Origin of the sequence: Paenibacillus sp. FSL H3-0321 (assembly GCF_038002865.1) — a bacterium.
GTDB lineage: Bacteria > Bacillota > Bacilli > Paenibacillales > Paenibacillaceae > Paenibacillus_AQ.
In genome coordinates this window covers 3,152,758-3,166,726 of sequence record NZ_JBBODH010000001.1, presented here as the reverse complement: position 1 = coordinate 3,166,726, position 13,969 = coordinate 3,152,758, and the positions used below count along the sequence as shown (strand labels likewise).

Genomic DNA, 13,969 nt, shown 5'->3' with positions numbered 1-13,969 from the left:
AGGGGTGTGCAGGATGTTCCGAAGAGATTATATCGTCCGGATGATCGAGGATATGTCGGCAATGGTTGCCAAGGTGCTCACATTGAAGCAGGAGAAGAAGACCACAGAGGCATTATGGGAAGTGGATGAGCTGCTGAACCGGCATTTTCGCCTGAACTCCCGCCTTTTAAACTCATTGTCCGTAGAGGATATTATAGATATGTTTCGCCTGGGCGGCGTAATTGAGTCCGACAAGCTTCAAGGCGTGGCGCGGCTATTAAAAGAAGAAGGCGGCATCTACAGTGCCGGCGGCAATAAGGATGCTGCATTGTTCAGGTTTATACGGTCGCTGCATCTGTTTTTGTACGCCGATCAATACGGTGCTGATCGGGAGCTGCTGCAGATGACGAAGGAAATAGATGAACTTTTACAGGAAACCGAAGGTTATCTTCTTCCGGTGAAGACAGAACGGCTGCTCCTGCCCTATATGGAATCAATAGGACGTTACGGCAAGGCTGAGGACAGTCTGTACAGATTGTGGGAACAGGGAATAGATGTTGCAGCTGAGGGAAGAGAGCTGTACAGCCGGTTGTTGCTGCTGCTACCTGAAGCTTTGGAGCTTGGTGATCTTCCAATGGCAGAGGTTAGGCAAGGGCAGGAGGAGTGGAATAAACTTACTGCTGAAGCGGCAAAGGAGATGAAACCTTCTTGAATACCCTTCTATTTATTGTAGACGCCTTTGCGGACAAGGCGTTCACGGGAAACCCTGCGGCCGTCTGCCTGCTGGGAAATCCCGCAGATGAGGCCTTCATGGCCAAAACGGCTGCGGAAATGAATCTGTCCGAAACGGCCTTTCTGTGGCCGGAGCAGGACGGCTACCGTCTGCGCTGGTTTACGCCTGCGGTGGAGGTGAAGCTGTGCGGTCATGCCACTATGGCCAGTGCGCATGTCCTGTGGGAAACCGGTCGGCTGGGTTCTCACGAAGAAGCGAGGTTCCACACACGCAGCGGGGTGCTGCGGGCAACGAAATCAGAAGAGGTGATTTCACTCTATTTTCCTCCATATGAAATTACGGCTGCACCTCCGATAGCCGGGCTGGCGGCAGCGCTGGGGCTTGAGGAGGCACATGTGCTGGAAACCGTGCGGTATGCCGACAACGTGCTGGTGCGTCTGGATCATGAGACAAGGGTGTGCGGGCTCTGCCCGGATTTTGTCCAGGTGGCCAAGCTCCAGCCAAGGGCTGTCGCGGTTACCGCAGAATGCGCTGCGGATGGCATTGATTTTGTATCGCGTTTTTTTGCCCCGGGCATTGGTGTCAATGAAGATCCCGTTACCGGCTCGCTGCATACCGCTCTGGCTCCCTATTGGGCCGGCCGGTTAAACCGCACACAATTGACTGCATATCAGGCTTCAGCGCGTGGCGGGATGCTGCAGCTTGAAGTGAGTCAGGATCTCGTGACTTTATCGGGCCGGGCCGTGACCATGGTTAGCGGACAGTTTCATGTACCTGCCGGAGCAGTTGGCGAGCTACTATGATATCGTATAGCAGGACATGCTATAATGTAGTGATATTCAGGAGAGCCTGCTCTCCATTTTGATTGCGAAAGTGAGATGTACCCTGTGGAATCTTTGAGAACTCTGATTGATCAAGTGATAAATGGCCGTACCCTGATTACGGCAACCTTAAGCCAACTGCGCAGCAAAGGCGAAGTTGCATACAGCAAGGTGCAGATTAAACCTGTTGAGCTAAAAGGCAAGCTGCATTATCAGTTTGCCTATACCATCGGCCCCAAAGTGGAACACCGCAATATTCCGGCAGACACTGCTGCGGAAGAAATGATGTCACTCTTGAGAGCTACCTTCCGGCAAGCGCTGATCTGCACTGTGGAAGCTGATTACCAGGTGCTGATCAGTAAAAAATACAAGGTTTCTATTCTTACCAAATCGGCCAGCAAGCAGGAGGCGCCAGACTTGGCCCACAACCGCCGCAAACGTTATGTTCTGGACGAGGGAGAGCCAGTCCCGTTCCTGGTGGAGCTTGGAATTATGAACAGCGAAGGCAAGGTACTGGCCAAAAAATACGACAAGTTCCGCCAGATCAACCGCTTCCTGGAGATGGTTGAGGATGTGCTGGGTGATCTACCAACCGGCCGGCCGCTGACGATTGTTGATTTTGGCTGCGGCAAATCCTATTTGACGTTTGCGCTGTATCATTATTTGGCTGTCCGCGAGCGGCGGGAGCTGAATATTGTCGGACTTGACCTGAAAGCCGATGTCATCGAACATTGCGGAGCGCTGGCGTCGAGGCTGGGTTACGATAAACTGCGTTTCCTGGTCGGTGATATAGCCGATTACAACGAGCTGGACCAGGTGGACATGGTTGTGACGCTGCATGCCTGCGATACGGCAACGGATGCTGCACTGGAAAAAGCGGTACGCTGGGGCGCATCGGTTATTCTCTCGGTGCCTTGCTGCCAGCATGAGCTATTTGGGCAGGTGGAGAACGAGGTGCTCAGCCCGCTGCTCTCGCACGGAATTCTGAAGGAACGTTTCTCTGCACTCGCCACTGACGCCATCCGGGCGAAGCTGCTTGATTTGATGGGTTACCGCAGCCAGCTGCTGGAGTTCATCGACATGGAGCATACACCGAAGAACATCCTGATCCGGGCCGTGAAAAGCACAAGCGGCGACAATGCCGTCAAATGGCGCGAATACAGCGCATTCCGTGATTTCCTGGGTGCTAAGCCGTACCTTGAACGCGTCTGCGCCGACCTGCTGCCTGCGGAAGCTCTTGCGCAGGGATAAACCGGGCATTAAGAGCTGTATTCAGCTGAAGCCTGCCAATAGGCAAATCGGAAGAATGTGAGCTGTTGACCGAATGGCATATGTCTGAAATCAATACATTACGGTGATACCAAATGGTATCACCGTAATGCTTTCATTGCAGAATCTGCAATAGAATGAGCTGGAATTGCCCCGAAATGGCCATCTGTTGCACTTTCTACACTGGAATCCGGTAAATGTTGCGGATATGGCGAGATTCTGCTCTTCTGACTGCAGAAACTGCAATAGAATCTGATTTCGTTCGCCCAATTACAAATACTAATGTACGAAATACAATCACCAATGAATTTGGAGAATTTTTGCTGAACATACATCGCATATGTTCTGAAGGTCATTAACGGTATTAACATCATCACAGGATTAATGCCATTAACGTCATAACGGCATTAACGATATAACCGCGATAAATAAGCAGGACGGTGAGTCTCCATGTGGAGTCAGCCGTCCTGTTTTGTGTTTTCCTTTTGGTTCAGGACAAATCTGGAAAGACTAAAGAGAACTTGAATTCTACGGAGGAAGTTGAAATGCATAGTGGCATGGCTGAGCGGCGTTTGGTGGCGGCAATGGTATTTGTTGGTGCAGGTTTGGTGCTGGCTGCTGTTACGGCGGGTGTGTTGCTGCGCGGGTTATTCTTTGCAGGGGAAATGTATCCGTTTCTGATGGTATGGTATGTCATATGTGCTGTATTCCTGGGGTTATGGCTGGCTGCAGCAGGTCTGCGCGGACCTTCTGCCAGCCTGCTTAGCATTTACGGGAATAGCAGAGCCAATAGAAGTGCAGCAGCGCTGCTGTTGATCTGTCCGCTTGCCATCCTTGCGCTTTACGGTATTCACTGGCACCGCGGATCTTTATCAGCCCAGGGGAATCTGAATGAGCTGCTGCGCTGGGGCCTGTACGCCAGCTTTGCTTTTTGCGCTTATTATTGTGCAGGCCATCGTTGGGGAGCACGTTTTCTTAACGCAGTGTGGAGCTTGCTGGGCATGTTTATTAGTATAAGTGCCTTGTTAGCCGTCTGTGGAGGGCTGAATCTTCCTTTTGCGATAGCTTACAGCACATCACCGGAGGTCAGTGCTACAGGTGCCCGACTGGGGGGATTGCTAGAGTATCCTAATGCTTTCGGTACAGTAATGGCTGTTTTTTTGCTGGAGCGTCTGTTTGCGCTCGCTGTCTGCCGGGGTGCAGCGGAAACGGACAAGAAGCGCGGGAAAGTGCAAGGGCAGGATGACGGCATTGCCGTAAGGGGAGCGCCAGTGCTCCATAAGGAAGCCTATGCGGGCTTGGGAAATACGCAAGGGGAGCGGGAGACGCGGTGTGAATCAGAGGATGGGAGAATTAGTTCCAGTCGTGGCAGAGCCTACGGAGATGAGATGCGGGAGGAACAGCATGTATCGGAGGGTGCGAGAACAAGATGCTGGTTTGGTAGAAGCTATACAGAAGTGGAGCGGGAGGAGAGATGTGAAACTGAGGAGGGGAGAACCAGATCCAGTCGTGGCAGAGCCTACGGAGAAGTGGAGCAGGAGAAGTGGCGTGAAGAAGGTGAGCAGACGCTGGCGAGTACAGTAGCTTTTGCGGAGCAAGAACACGGTGAGCCTGCTGCAATAAGCAACGCGAAGCTGCTGCTGCGGATGCTGCCGCTGTTTCCGTACGCCGCCGCGCTGCTGCTCAGCGAGTCGCGCGGCGCTTGGCTTGCTGCGGCTTGCGCCAGCGCCGCCGTCCTGCTCTGGAAGCGGCGGCTCCTCGCGCCGCTGCTTACCGCCGGCGCCGCGCCTCTGGCTGCCGCGGCGCTGCTCTACCGCCAGCTGGCCCGTGCCGGGCTGGCGGTAGAGCCCTTACCCGGCCTGCTGCTGCTGGCCGGACTCTGGGCCGGCGCGCTGCTGGCCGGCCTGTGGCTGTACCGCCGCAGCAACAGCGCGGCGGGTGGGGGCCGCGCCGCCATGCTGGTGCTGGCGGCGGCAGGCTGGACGGCGGCGGGCACCGCCGTCCTTGTCCAGGTAAGCGAGCGGATCACCGGACCGTCTATGACGGTCGCCGCTCGCGGACTTTATTACCGCGATGCCTGGAAGCTCGCGGCGGAAGCGCCCTGGCTGGGGCGCGGGGGCGAGACTTGGCGGTACTCGTACCTCGCCGCCCAGTCCCGTCCCTATGTAGGCAGCCAGGTGCATAGCGGTTATCTCGACTTCCTGCTGAATCTGGGAATTGTCGGCCTGGCAGCAGTCCTGTTTCTGCTGCTGGCGGCAGGTTGGGTGGTAGGAGCAGCCGCTCCAAGGCTGCTCCCGTCACTGCTGGTCATCGCCTTGCATGGGGCGGTTGATTTTGACTGGAGTTATGGGCTTACTTGGCTGCTGCTGTTTCTGCTGCCGGCGCTCGCGTTTGCTGAGGTCCGGCAGGAGGCGGATAACTCGTCCGGCACTACTGCAGTCAAGGCCGCTCCAGGAATAGCTGTTATCCCTTCGGCAGACCGCATTCCGTCAAATGCCGCAGTCAATGAGCGTGTAACGGTATCCGAATCTGGAACAATGGCATCTTTCTCTGCGGTCACCACCGGACCGGATGCATTCATTCAGGCACTAGACTTTCTTCCTGCTGCTGCCCATGCCAACAGTCCCGGTACTAAGCGTTTTCCTCGCTTGTTGAGCAGAGCTCAGCGGCTCGGCTTGCGGCTTTGCCACTTCGTTTTGAAACGAAGGGTAAGGGCTGCTACTGCTGCGGTCTGCACCGGGTGCCTTTGCTTGGTGCTAAGTCTGCTATCCTTTCAGCTAATGAAGGGGGCCGAATTACATAGGGGGGCTGCCCGTGAACCGGACCCTGCAAGGAGAATTGCGCTGCTCCGGCAATCGCTGGAATGGAATCCCCGTGAGCCCCGGGCAGTTGTTAATCTATCAAGGCTGCTCCCGGACCGGGAGGCAAAGGATCTGCTGACCGGAAGCTTGGCCTACGCGCCAGAAGACGCTTCGGTGCAATGGGAGATAGCGGAGAGGTCGATGAACGGGAGTAATCCGGGAGAGGCACTGCACTGGATACGCAGAAGTTTGATGGCGGATGTCTATAATACCGCCAAAAGGGTAAAAGCGATTGATGGAATGCTGGACATGAGTCAGCGCAGGTTGACGGCGGGGGATAGGGCGGGAGGAACAGCGAGTGCGGCTGCGGGTCTCGATCTGCTGCATCAGTTCCGCCTGCAGGCGGACAGCGAGTGCCGCAAAGGACAACAGCACAATGACCGGCGGTTTGGATTCACAGCAGAAGCCGAAGCATTGGAGCTTCGGCTCAAAAAGGTGTTGGCTGCGGCACACAGCCCGGAAGCAGAAGAACGCCGCGTCAGCGTCCAGACGCCAACAGCAGCGTATTGATCAGCAGGTATCAGAAAAGTCCGTCTGCCGCTCCAAATTACTGCAAGCAGCTACACTATATGGAATGCAGCCGGCAGGCCTACTCTCATGCCTTCATCCGCTGAGAGGTGAACCAGGAGTAGACGTACGGGATGATGGTCGCGATCAGCAAGGCCGCGATAATCATACTGATGGACAGGATTTTTGGCATAAATGCGCCAAGTGCAATCAGCAGCCCGCCCAGCATCCACATGAACCCTGAGAAACGGTGAGTTTTCCGCCATACCTCCGGACTGGCCAGCGTCCATGGGGTGCGGATGCCGGTGAAATAGTTATCTTTAACTTGCGGCATGTAATTTCCAATAACAATGAACAGCAGGCCAACTGCTACCATAGTTAATTTGCTGACCGGAATATTTTGGTCAAGACTGCTGGCTACGGTTAGGACAAGTACAGTATCGGCGAGCACCGCGATAGCCAGGCGGATCATTTTATAAGCACCTTCGAATTTCCGGTAATTCTCTTTCTTGGGATCGATATTCCGTATGAACTGCATTCCAATGGGAAATGCCAGGCCCATGAATGCCAGCAGTGCAATCGCCGACCCTTTGCTCCCGTACCGGTTAACCTCTCCAGTAATGCCGAACTGGACAGGGAGCTGATCAGGCAGTTTGCCATAATTAATGAGCGCATAACCAAGAGAAAGAAGCCCCAAAATGACTATTAGTGTGTCCTGCCACTTCCATTTGAAATTTTTCATCTTTACTCAACCTCCGAGTTAGAATGGTTGTGTTGCCTTTTGCCGTCTTCTGCAGGTAAATGATCTGGTGCACTTCCTTTTCCCGTGCCGGTCAATTCCAGGAACCATCCAAGCACCTCTTCAAGCACAGTGGTATCCAGGGAATAAATAATGAACTGTCCCTTCCGTTCATCCTGCACCAGACCGGCATGCTTCAGTGCGCTGAGATGATGCGAAATGCTTGGTTTTGACATCTGAAAATAATCGGCGATTTCTCCGGCAGTGCGGTCTTTTTCCCGCAGCAGCCGGATGATCTGCCGCCGGGTAGGATCGGCAAGCGCTTTGAAGGATTCATTCATTTTCGATCCGACCTTTCGATATTTAAATAATTATCTAAATGTATAATTGCACTGATTTCATAAATTGTCAATCTGTTGAATGCCATAGATTCCATCTTCGTAAGTAGAAGTCGTAAGGCCGCATATGCTAGAATAGGCTAGAAGAAGCTGGATACATAGAGCGGAAGCGTTGTTCGTCTGAGCCTGAAGGGCGCTAAGCCTAATTCCGCAAATACGGGAGGAGGAGCTGCATTGCATTTTTTTTCTGATCTGGTCTCGCAGTTGTTTGAGTGGATTCAGAGTCTTGGGTATTTCGGGATTATGATCGGACTCATGATTGAAGTAATACCGAGTGAGATTGTGCTTGCTTTTGGCGGATACTTGGTTTCGCAAGGGCAGATTAACTTTTTTGGCGCAGTTCTTTTTGGAACGGTGGGTGGGGTCATTGCCCAGATCTTTGTGTATTGGATCGGCCGTTATGGCGGCAGACCTGTGCTGGAGAAATACGGGAAGTATATTTTTATCAAGAAGAAGCATATTGATCATTCCGAGGAATGGTTCAACAAGTACGGTACCGGTGTTATTTTTACGGCCCGCTTCATTCCGATTGTCCGCCATGCCATTTCCGTGCCGGCAGGGATATCACGTATGCCGTTAGGCAAATTCACTCTGCTGACCACTCTCGCAGTTATTCCATGGAGCGCACTGTTTGTCTACCTGGGCTACACTCTGGGTGACAAATGGGAGACGATTGACGAGGTTGCGGCCAAGTATACCCATGAGCTGATTCTCGTTGCAATAGCCATTATCGTTATATATTTTCTGTTCAAGTGGTACAAATCCAAGAAGAAAGGTAGTGCAGTATGAAGCAGAATGTAGCCCATAAATTTGGTCAAGGTCTTACTCCGCGCCAGTTCGTGGAAGCGATGACGAAGAATCAGCAGGCATTTGAGTCCTGGTATGAGAAGTTTGCCTGGGATAACGAAAGCGACCGGGAATACTTTGAGAGCCTGAACCATCGTGATGATTTGCGGGTGCTGATCTTGGCTGCCGATTGGTGCGGTGACGTAGTGCGTAATGTGCCGGTTGTATTCCGCATTCTTGAGACAGCGGGGATTAAGACTGAAGTGCTGATTCTGGAAGAGAATCAGGATGTCATGGATGATTTCCTGACGATGGGCGGCAGATCGGTGCCGATTGTCATCTTTGCTGATACTGGAGGTTATGTGCTCGGTCATTGGGGTCCACGTCCCGAGCATGTACAGTCTCTGATGGCTGCATTCAAACAGGAGAATCCCGACCGCGAAGCCGCGGATTACGAGAGCAAGATTGCCGAAGTACGCAAGGCGATGGGACAAGCCTACGGGGAAGGAACGGAATCGCACGCAGTTATCGCGGGAGAGCTGCGCAGCCTGATCTCCGGCTTTTAAATTATGCTTAATATACGTTCCTATAATCTAGGGCCGCTCCAGACCAATGCGTATTTATTGACCGGGGCAGATCCGGGGCGTGGCATCATCATCGATCCCGGTATGAACCCCGCCGGTCTTGTGCGGGCTATAGAAGGCATGGAGATTGAAGCGATTTTGCTGACACATGCCCATTTTGATCATATCGGCGGCGTAGATGAAATACGCAAAGCCAAGAAATGTCCTGTCTATGTTCATCCTCTGGAGAGTGAATGGCTGAGCAGTCCCAAGCTGAACGGCTCACTGATGTGGCCGGAAGCCTCGCCTCCGATTAGTACAGATCCTGCAGAGTATGATCTGGAAGAAGGACAGATTCTGCAGCTGCTGGGCCTCACCTTCCGGGTGATGCATACCCCCGGGCATTCTCCGGGAAGTGTAAGCTTCCTGTGTGGAAATGATCTGTTCTCCGGGGATGTGCTGTTTAAGCTGGGGGTCGGACGTACCGATCTGCCCGGCGGCAGAGAGCGGGATTTAATTGACTCCATCCGCGGGAAGCTGTACCGGCTGGATGAAGAAGTGAAGGTGTATCCGGGACATGGTCCGCGGACAACCATCGGCTTTGAACGTCTCCGCAATCCTTACGTTCCCATGCAGTGACCTTATTCTCTTGGATGCGACATGAACCGGGAAAATAGAGATGGACATAAAGATACAAAGTTGCTACAATAATGTTAATTAAATGTAACATTTACCTCGCGAAGCACGCAGACTGTGGAATAATCCCGGTTTGCGTTCTTTTTTTTGTCTACATAATAGGTTGAATTGCATGGGAGGAAGCGGCTTGAAGAACGATATACATTACCAGATGGACGATGGAAAGCCAGATACAGCAAGTGAAATCTTCGCAGTCGGTAAAGGGGAAGAAACGGAGCTTTCTGCTCTCGGCAGAACTCCAGACGGTTTGGAGCGGACTTTATTCTGGCATTTCCCTGGAGGGAAAGGTGCAGTTCAGCCTTGGCGGCGGAGACTTTGGGAGCTGCAAAATAATTTGGATCACGAATGAACGAATTGATATAGCTATTCGTATTACGGTGTGAATGAAGGAAGCATGGAGGGATCAATGAGCGACGTGATGCTGGAGAGAATCAAGCTGGCACAGCAGGGCGATGCTTCGGCGCTTGCGTTACTGCTGCGGGAGCATTACAGCTTTTTGTACAAATACCTAATCAAGGTCACCATGGACCCATTGCTCGCCGAGGAGCTTGCCCAGGATACTATGGTCAGATGCATGGAGAAGATTAGAAGCTACGATGGTTCCTCTTCTTTTTCTTCATGGTTGATCACGATCGCTACCCGTCTATATATCGACCGGAAGCGGAGATGGAAACGTGAAGCGGAGTGGCGGCGCCAGGAGCAGGGCGTGTTGTCCATCCGCTGGCGGTTTGAGAGCCGGAATATAGAATGGAGCGATCTGCTTGATGCGCTTTCCCGGATTCCCTCACCTCAGCGGATAGCGGTACTGTTGAAGCATTATTACGGTTACAGCTATGAAGAAATCGGTGTGATTCTGCAAGTCCCATCGGGCACAGTCAAATCACGTGTGTCTGCCGGCCTTAACCACCTGCGAAAGGAGCTGAATGAGGATGAAACCTGATGATGAAGAACTGCTGGTCCAGTTGAACGCAGAATTGAATATTTTGGATGCGCAATTTGATGACATTTCGCCGCCATCCTTGTTGGTTATGGAAGAACTCATTGCCGCCGAGACCCTCCGCAGGCGCCGTAAGAGCCGCAATGAGCTGCTGCTGTTTTTGTGCCTGGCTCTGATTGTGCTCAGTATCATTCTGAGTGCATTGGGATCAGCCCCTGTATTTTATTGGGTACTGCAGGCGGTATTCCCCCTCGCGGCACTTGGCAGTCTGGGGGTTTCGCGGATCAGACTGCGGCGGGAGGATACGGAAGAGTGAGTGAACTGAAGGATGTGCCTTTATGGTTGTGGATTTGCTTAGCTGCCGTGTTGATGCTGCAGGGGACATGGATATTCCGGGATGCGCAGAAGAGAGGCGAAGGTGGCATGGCATGGTTCTGGGGAGTCTGGGGTCTTACCGGAATACCCACGCCGGCAGTTTGCTACCTGTTGTTTGTGATTCTGCCAGATAGACGAAGAAGAAAGCGGGATTAATCAATACAGGGTGTCAGGAATGTTCCTTCTGTATGCGATGAATAGAACGGGGGATGCTGGGATGGACAAAGTGAATTGGGGTTTGGTTTGGCCGTTGCTTGCACTTCAGATCTTGCTGGCCATTGTCGGATTGATATCTTTGGCCAGAGCGGAGAAAGTGCGGGGTCCGAAATGGATGTGGATTATTATAATAGTGTTTGGCAATCTGTTGGGCAGTATCGCTTATTTTACAGCAGGAAGGAATGAGAACTGATGCCGCTGCTTAAGGTTGCCGATCTGCATAAACGGTATGGCAGACATATCTCTGTAGATGGTATAAGCTTTGAGATCGAATCCGGGCGCTGTGTCGCCTTGCTGGGACCAAACGGAGCAGGCAAGACCACAACGCTGCGCATGCTTGCGGGCCTGCTACCGCCTACGTCGGGGGAGATATCCTTTGCCGGCAATCGTCCGGGAGCAGATTACCGCAAAGCACTGGGGTATTTGCCGCAATCCCCGGCTTTTTACAACTGGATGAGCGGACAGGAATATGTTGTCTTTGCCGCGAAGCTGAGCGGCATGCGCTCCAGAGAAGCAGCCGAGAGGTCGGCCGCCGCACTGAAGCGGGTAGGTCTCAGCGAGTCGGCGCGCCGCCGGATTTCCGGGTATTCAGGCGGAATGAAGCAGCGGCTCGGTCTTGCGCAGGCACTGGTGCACCGCCCACGGCTGCTGCTGCTTGACGAGCCGGTCTCGGCGCTTGATCCGATTGGACGGCGGGAAGTGATGGAACTGCTGCGGGAGATCCGTGAAGAGACGACGGTCATCTTTTCTACACATGTGCTGCATGATGCCGAAGAGATATGCGATGATATCATATTAATGAACCGTGGTGTGATAGCCGAGCAGGGGACATTATCCTATCTCCGTTCACAGTACAGTCTTCCTATTATCAGACTATATACAGAGAAAGAGGATAAGGCATTCCGGTGGCTGGAGGGCCTTGTGCATAAACCTTTTATTGTTCAGTCGCAGATTACTGCAGGTAAAGCCATTTTTAATGTGAGCGATGTAGAACTGGCACGGCGGGAGATTCTGCAGGAAGCTGGCAAACTGGATATTCCGCTGCTGCAATTCGAAGCAGGCTCTTCCACGCTGGAAGACCTGTTCATGAAAGTGGTGGGCTCATGAGAAGTTTCTGGACTTTATACTCGAAAGAAATGCTCGAGACGCTGCGAAGCTACAAACTGATCTGGATACCGATTGTATTTATCATCTTGGGCATTATGCAGCCGCTTGTGACCTATTACATGCGCGATATTCTGGAAGCTTCCGCAAATGTGCCGGCGGGGATGCTGGAGAGCTTTGAAATGCCGGAGGCAGCTGCGGTAATGGCGCAAGCGCTTGGCCAATATGGAACGATTGGCATACTGGTTCTGGCGCTTGGGACCATGAATGCACTGGCGGGAGAACGGAGCAGCGGAACGGCTGAGCTGCTGATGGCCAAGCCGGTTACTCCGATGGTCATTATCATCGCCAAATGGACTGCGCAGCTGACCCTGCTTGTGACTGCGCTTGGACTGGGCGCGGCGGGGGCAGGGTATTACACGGAAGCACTGATGGGTCCGCTTGCCTGGGGTGAGGTTGCAGCCGCAACCGGAATCTATGGGCTATGGCTGCTCTGCGGCGTCTCACTGACACTGTTGTTCAGCTCCTTCCTTCGTGGACCTGCCGCTGTGTTTCTTGCCCTGGCGCTCGTGGCAGGGGTATCGCTTGCCTATAGTCTGCTGCCAACCCAGCTTGCTTGGACGATGGCTGCGCTGCCTGGATTGTCTGCCGGAGTCCTTATAGACAGCGGCACAGCTGGAGTAGGCCCTTTTCTCTCAGCAGCCGTGCTGATTGCGCTGTGCATTGCCGGGTCTGCTCTGTTAACGTCCAGGAATAAACTCCCAGTTTGACGGAAAAATAAGAAAAATGTTGCTTTTTCTCGACATTTCTGAAAATTTCAAGGAAAATTTCATTGAACTCTCCTCCTGCTGCTGGACAGCTCTATCTTTTTTTAGTAGACTGTTGAAACAAGTAGAACCATGATAGATTTTGGCTCAGGAGGTAGGACGATGCTGCGTTTAGGAGAGAAAATTGTCATTGTTGCAGACGCTTTTGAGCAGAGTCTTCCTATTGGAGACTACGGCTACCTGATTGCTTACGACCGCAATCCTGACAATGCGTTTGATTATGTCATTCGTGTCCCTCAGGCAAACAGGAATTTTTATGTTACGGCAGAGGATATTGAGGCGGAAGAACAATTGCTGGTGGTAGAGGCTGAGAGAGCAACGCATGAAGCATTGATCGACTATGCTTTGTCGACATACAATGAGAAGCTGTTTCATCATTTGATGAACGGCGAAGACATGGAAGCAGAAGAGGCGGAAACGACGTCTACGGAAAGTATGTCCCAGGCGGAATTCATCAAACAGGTGAATCTTCGCGCTTGGATTTAGGTAAGGCCGGCGCAAGCCGGCTTTTTTGAAATAGAAGAATTTATATGTTCCACGCCATAAATGATCCTTCTATTATTCGCAGAAGCGGCTGCCAGTCCTAAGAGGACTGCAAGTCCGTTTCTTCTTAAAATGTAAGAATCTATAGGGTGCACGTAATGCTTTATCCTTATATTTCTGCAGAAACGGCTGCCGTCCCTATTAGGACGCCATAGCCGTTTTTTCTTGTTTCATGTACCCACAACCTGTAGCGCCACTAGCTGTTGTTCGAATTGCAGCTTTATGAACATGACAAGCTCATTGAATTGTCCAGGCTTCTACAATATAATTAAAAACGTTATCCGGGCGCTTTAGCCCTTTAAACAGGAGGGATATTTCTTATGAGCATTACCGTCAAAGATGTGCAGCATGTGGCCAAGCTGGCCCGCCTGCAGTTAAGCCCGGAAGAAGAGGCTACTTTTACTGAACAAATGAATGCTATTTTACAATATGCGGAGAAATTGAACGAACTTGACACGGAGCATGTGAAGCCGACAACGCATGTGCTGCAGGTCAGCAATGTGATGCGGGACGATGTCGTAAAGGAGAGCCTTTCCCAAGAAGAAGCTCTGCTTAACGCACCTGAACATGAAGACGGACATTTCAAAGTACCGGCAGTTCTGGAATAACGACAAT

Annotated in this window: 18 protein-coding genes; 16 read left to right on the top strand and 2 right to left on the bottom strand. The window is 52.3% G+C overall.

Annotated elements, in window-relative coordinates:
* The first annotated feature begins 13 nt into the window (after positions 1-13).
* From MHI45_RS13920 to MHI45_RS13905, 4 genes are all read left to right on the top strand, one after another.
* Positions 14-691, top strand: coding sequence for a DUF6483 family protein (locus MHI45_RS13920; protein WP_076113340.1), 678 nt, complete (start codon positions 14-16; stop codon positions 689-691).
* Complete coding sequence (locus tag MHI45_RS13915) at positions 688-1,515, top strand: PhzF family phenazine biosynthesis protein (RefSeq protein ID WP_076113341.1); 828 nt, start codon at positions 688-690, stop codon at positions 1,513-1,515. Before MHI45_RS13920 ends, MHI45_RS13915 begins: the two co-directional genes overlap by 4 nt.
* Before the next feature lie 75 nt (positions 1,516-1,590).
* Complete coding sequence (locus tag MHI45_RS13910; RefSeq protein WP_076113342.1) at positions 1,591-2,784, top strand: class I SAM-dependent methyltransferase; 1,194 nt, start codon at positions 1,591-1,593, stop codon at positions 2,782-2,784.
* Positions 2,785-3,347: 563 nt separating this feature from the next.
* The gene (locus MHI45_RS13905; RefSeq protein ID WP_076113343.1) at positions 3,348-6,173 is read left to right on the top strand and encodes an O-antigen ligase family protein; all 2,826 of its coding nucleotides are present in this window, start codon (positions 3,348-3,350) and stop codon (positions 6,171-6,173) included.
* 85 nt (positions 6,174-6,258) lie between these two features.
* Here MHI45_RS13905 and MHI45_RS13900 read toward each other — a convergent pair whose 3' ends face one another.
* The gene (locus MHI45_RS13900) at positions 6,259-6,912 is read right to left on the bottom strand and encodes an SdpI family protein (protein WP_076113344.1); all 654 of its coding nucleotides are present in this window, start codon (positions 6,910-6,912) and stop codon (positions 6,259-6,261) included.
* A 2-nt stretch (positions 6,913-6,914) separates the two neighbouring features.
* Positions 6,915-7,250 carry an autorepressor SdpR family transcription factor gene (locus MHI45_RS13895; protein WP_076113345.1) on the bottom strand — a complete coding sequence of 112 codons (336 nt, stop codon included), beginning with the start codon at positions 7,248-7,250 and terminating at the stop codon, positions 6,915-6,917.
* 231 nt (positions 7,251-7,481) lie between these two features.
* Here MHI45_RS13895 and MHI45_RS13890 point away from each other — a divergent pair, with 231 nt between their 5' ends.
* From MHI45_RS13890 to gatC, 12 genes are all read left to right on the top strand, one after another.
* Complete coding sequence (locus tag MHI45_RS13890; protein ID WP_076113346.1) at positions 7,482-8,096, top strand: DedA family protein; 615 nt, start codon at positions 7,482-7,484, stop codon at positions 8,094-8,096.
* Positions 8,093-8,659: a thioredoxin family protein gene (locus tag MHI45_RS13885; protein WP_076113347.1), complete on the top strand. Its 567-nt coding sequence runs from the start codon at positions 8,093-8,095 to the stop codon at positions 8,657-8,659. The genes MHI45_RS13890 and MHI45_RS13885 overlap by 4 nt, the downstream gene beginning before the upstream one ends.
* Positions 8,660-9,295, top strand: a complete 636-nt coding sequence (locus MHI45_RS13880) for an MBL fold metallo-hydrolase (RefSeq protein WP_340899719.1) — start codon at positions 8,660-8,662, stop codon at positions 9,293-9,295.
* Between the two features lie 184 nt (positions 9,296-9,479).
* Positions 9,480-9,701 (top strand): hypothetical protein, encoded by a 222-nt coding sequence (locus MHI45_RS13875; RefSeq protein ID WP_076113348.1) that lies wholly within the window; start codon positions 9,480-9,482, stop codon positions 9,699-9,701.
* A gap of 57 nt (positions 9,702-9,758) precedes the next feature.
* Positions 9,759-10,292 carry an RNA polymerase sigma factor SigY gene (gene sigY, locus MHI45_RS13870; RefSeq protein WP_076113349.1) on the top strand — a complete coding sequence of 178 codons (534 nt, stop codon included), beginning with the start codon at positions 9,759-9,761 and terminating at the stop codon, positions 10,290-10,292.
* Entirely contained in the window at positions 10,282-10,605 is a 324-nt protein-coding gene (locus MHI45_RS13865) for a YxlC family protein (protein WP_076113350.1), read from the top strand. Before sigY ends, MHI45_RS13865 begins: the two co-directional genes overlap by 11 nt.
* A complete protein-coding gene (locus MHI45_RS13860) occupies positions 10,602-10,820 on the top strand; it encodes a hypothetical protein (protein WP_076113351.1) in 219 nt (72 codons plus the stop codon). The genes MHI45_RS13865 and MHI45_RS13860 overlap by 4 nt, the downstream gene beginning before the upstream one ends.
* 61 nt (positions 10,821-10,881) lie before the next feature.
* The gene (locus tag MHI45_RS13855) at positions 10,882-11,073 is read left to right on the top strand and encodes a PLD nuclease N-terminal domain-containing protein (protein WP_038596544.1); all 192 of its coding nucleotides are present in this window, start codon (positions 10,882-10,884) and stop codon (positions 11,071-11,073) included.
* The gene (locus MHI45_RS13850) at positions 11,073-11,987 is read left to right on the top strand and encodes an ABC transporter ATP-binding protein (RefSeq protein ID WP_076113352.1); all 915 of its coding nucleotides are present in this window, start codon (positions 11,073-11,075) and stop codon (positions 11,985-11,987) included. Before MHI45_RS13855 ends, MHI45_RS13850 begins: the two co-directional genes overlap by 1 nt.
* Positions 11,984-12,754 (top strand): ABC transporter permease subunit, encoded by a 771-nt coding sequence (locus MHI45_RS13845; protein WP_076113353.1) that lies wholly within the window; start codon positions 11,984-11,986, stop codon positions 12,752-12,754. The genes MHI45_RS13850 and MHI45_RS13845 overlap by 4 nt, the downstream gene beginning before the upstream one ends.
* 159 nt (positions 12,755-12,913) lie before the next feature.
* Positions 12,914-13,297 carry a hypothetical protein gene (locus tag MHI45_RS13840; protein ID WP_038596538.1) on the top strand — a complete coding sequence of 128 codons (384 nt, stop codon included), beginning with the start codon at positions 12,914-12,916 and terminating at the stop codon, positions 13,295-13,297.
* Positions 13,298-13,674: 377 nt separating this feature from the next.
* The gene (gene gatC / locus MHI45_RS13835; protein WP_038596536.1) at positions 13,675-13,962 is read left to right on the top strand and encodes an Asp-tRNA(Asn)/Glu-tRNA(Gln) amidotransferase subunit GatC; all 288 of its coding nucleotides are present in this window, start codon (positions 13,675-13,677) and stop codon (positions 13,960-13,962) included.
* Positions 13,963-13,969 lie beyond the last annotated feature (7 nt).